Annotated in this window: 3 protein-coding genes and 1 riboswitch; of the genes, 1 reads left to right on the top strand and 2 read right to left on the bottom strand. The window is 55.6% G+C overall.

What is annotated here, in order from left to right:
- Nucleotides 1-320: 320 nt before the first annotated feature.
- Nucleotides 321-674, bottom strand: a complete 354-nt coding sequence (locus AAAU26_RS03490; RefSeq protein WP_217211785.1) for an Hpt domain-containing protein — start codon at nt 672-674, stop codon at nt 321-323.
- A gap of 80 nt (nt 675-754) precedes the next feature.
- Nucleotides 755-849, bottom strand: a riboswitch (cyclic di-GMP riboswitch).
- Between the two features lie 354 nt (nt 850-1,203).
- Here AAAU26_RS03490 and AAAU26_RS03485 point away from each other — a divergent pair.
- Entirely contained in the window at nt 1,204-2,574 is a 1,371-nt protein-coding gene (locus tag AAAU26_RS03485; protein ID WP_158396435.1) for an NCS2 family permease, read from the top strand.
- A 111-nt stretch (nt 2,575-2,685) separates the two neighbouring features.
- Here the strand turns inward: AAAU26_RS03485 and AAAU26_RS03480 are convergent, their stop codons facing one another.
- Nucleotides 2,686-3,000, bottom strand: coding sequence for a hypothetical protein (locus tag AAAU26_RS03480; RefSeq protein ID WP_227619405.1), 315 nt, complete (start codon nt 2,998-3,000; stop codon nt 2,686-2,688).
- Between the last annotated feature and the right edge of the window lie 196 nt (nt 3,001-3,196).

The raw sequence follows: 3,196 nt of genomic DNA, 5'->3' as shown, positions 1-3,196 counted from the left end.
TGGATTCGAACCACCGAAGCTGAAAAGCAGCAGATTTACAGTCTGTCCCCATTGGCCACTCGGGAACACGCCCATATTCTTTTCGTGTCCGTTGCCGGACGACTTGCTTAGTTTATCATAGGTTTCTGGATTTGTCAACCTCTTTTTTCATTTCTTTTTCTTTTATCGCAATTTTCAAAAATAGTGCCGGTCAAAACGGCATCTTTGCGATATGCAGTTTGCGGATGTTGCTTGTGCATTAAAAACGCAAACTGCTATAATGTATAAAAAGCCCGGGAGGCCGTGTCATCACAGCTTCCCGGGCTTTTCCTGTTTCAGATTCAGTTTTCCATGCAGGCACGGATGGCACTGAGCGTCACGTCATACTCCCGCTTTGCCTTGTCCATGTCGGCTGCGGCCGCAGCGATATTGCCGCCCCGCAGCGCCTCGGTGATGGGATTCAGTGTGCCGCACAGCTGGGTAAACGACAGGCTCTGACAAACGCCCCGGAGGGTATGCGCCGCATTGAACGCCGACTGCACGTCGCCCTCGGCCATCGCCTGTTCCAGCGCACGAAAGCTGGTGTCGTCGATAAACCTGCCCAGCAGGCGCTTTATCATTGCCTCATCGTAAAAACGGCTCAGGACATTGTTATAGTCTCCGCCCATCTGGCTGTAACATTCCTTAACTGTCATTATTTTCCTTTCCTTCAATCGCCCGAAAAAGCCATAGACACAAAAAAAGACTGCAACAGCCACCCCCTTGCGGGGAAAACTATTGCAGCCGAACTACCTTCTGCTTGCAGGAAATAAAAGCAGAAAGCTCCTAGCTTTGCGTCCCTGACTCACATCAGGTTTGCCAACAACGATTCTGTTTTCAGAGTCCATTCCGGAAGCACTATGCTGTTTTCTTTCGACGCACTCCGAAAGCGCGTCGTCCGGCGCAATGCTCCATTAAACTGACCTCTGTTTTTATAGTATAGCACCGACATTTTTTAATGTCAACTCGTTTTGCGTTTTGTCAATACAATGATTGATTTTTTCATGCACGCTTCACAAAAGCCCCGTCCGAAAAGTCATACTCATTCGTCAAATTTTGCAGAATTGTGAATTTTTTGTATTTTTCCGGTGGACAAGCATCCGGCGGGAGTGCTACAATAGTCTTTGTTCTTTCCCGGCCGCTTGCGGGCGGCGGGAGTTTCACACACAAACAGGAGGAACTTTCATGTTCGAAAAAATCTTTCACCTGAAAGAAAACCACACCGACGTCAAGACCGAGGTCATGGCAGGTATCACCACCTTCATGACGATGGCCTACATCCTTGCGGTCAACCCCAGCATCCTTTCCGCTTCCGGCATGGATGCAAATGCCGTCCTGATCGCCACCTCTCTGGCATCCTTCGTCGGCACTGCCCTGATGGCTCTGCTGGCCAACTACCCCTTCGCGCTGGCTCCCGGCATGGGCCTGAACGCCTACTTTGCCTATACTGTCGTCCTCACGATGGGCTACAGCTGGCAGCTGGCCCTGATGGCCGTCTTTGTCGAGGGCATCATCTTCATCGTGCTGAGCCTGACCAACGTCCGTGAGGGCATCTTCAACGCCATCCCCATGACCCTCAAGAGCGCAGTCAGCGTGGGCATCGGCCTGTTCGTTGCCTTTGTCGGCCTGCAGAACGCAAAGCTCATCGTCAACAGCGACTCCACCCTCGTCACCTACCAGCACTTCAAGGGCGAGACCTTCTCCTCTGTGGGCGTGGGCGCCATCCTCGCACTGCTGGGCGTGGCCATCACCGCCATCCTGCTGGTGAAGAAGGTCAAGGGCGGTATCCTCTACGGCATCCTCATCACCTGGGTGCTGGGCATCGTCTGCGAGCTGACCGGCATCTATGTGCCGAACCCCGACGCCGGTATGTACACCGTCATCCCCACCAGCTTCGTCAGCTTCGACTTCTCCGCTCTGGGCAAGACCTTTGGTCAGGTGTTCAAGACCGATTTCTCCGGCGTGGGCATCCTGAACTTCTTCGCCGTCATGTTCTCCTTCCTCTTCGTTGACCTGTTCGACACCCTGGGTACCCTCATCGGTGTTGCTTCCAAGGCCGATATGCTGGACGAGGAGGGCAAGCTGCCCCGCATCAAGGGCGCTCTGATGGCCGACTCCATCGCCACCTGCGCCGGCGCTGTGCTGGGTACTTCCACCACCACCACCTTCGTCGAGAGCGCTTCCGGCGTCACCGAGGGTGGCCGCACCGGCCTGACCTCCATGACCACCGGTATCCTCTTCCTGCTGGCCGTGGTATTCAGCCCCCTGTTCCTGACCATTCCTTCCTTTGCAACGGCTCCGGCCCTCATCATCGTGGGCTTCTACATGATGGGTTCTGCCATCAAGATCGACTTCTCCGACCCCAGCGAGGGCATTCCCGCCTTCCTGACCATCCTGGCTATGCCCACTGCCTACAGCATCTCTGAGGGCATCGCCATCGGCGTCATCTCCTGGACCATCGTCAATGTGGTCACCGGCAAGGCCAAGGAGAAGAAGATCAGCCCCCTCATGTATGTGCTGACCGTTCTCTTCATCCTGAAGTACGTCCTGCTGTAAGCACCTGCTCTGAACCCGGGACCATCCCCAAAAACAAAACCAGAGCCTCCTGCCCTTGTGCGGAGGCTCTGGTTTTTTGTTGTCTGCTGCAGAGGGGCGGCTGCGGGGGGCTTAGCCGCCAAACAGCCCGAAAAAGCTGGTATGGGTGAATCCCAGCACCAGAAACAGGACGATGAGGGCGAACAGCACCCCGATGATGATGTCCATCTGGTGGACCGTCAGCGGGAACTTATCGTAGAGCTTCTCTTTCGGGTTGACGAAATCGGGGTCATTGTTGTTGAGGAACGTTTTGCGGCCCTCCGGAGCCTCTGCACGGGCTGCTTCGAGCTTGGCCTGCTCCTGTTCCAGCTGAGCTTCACGAGCTGCCAGAGCGGCTTCCCGCCGGGCCAGCTCCGCCTCACGGGCGGTTTGTTCTTTTTCGGTCATAGTGTTTCTCCTGCCTTTAGATGAAGTTTTCCTTTTCGGAAAAGGCTCGTCTCCGTACAACCTCTCAGTCTGCTTCGCAGACAATGCCGGATTGCGGCTCCCAGCGTCTGCTGCGCTGTCGCTTGCATCCTGCTGGCCGCGGCCCCAACAGCGACTCCCTGTTTCCGCCGCTGGCGGCGGTCGTCGCCGTTGCCCC

Source organism: Faecalibacterium longum, from assembly GCF_040094125.1.
Lineage (GTDB): Bacteria > Bacillota > Clostridia > Oscillospirales > Ruminococcaceae > Faecalibacterium > Faecalibacterium longum.
Note: the sequence above shows the minus strand (reverse complement) of the source record. Positions and strands in the feature narration are given on the sequence as shown.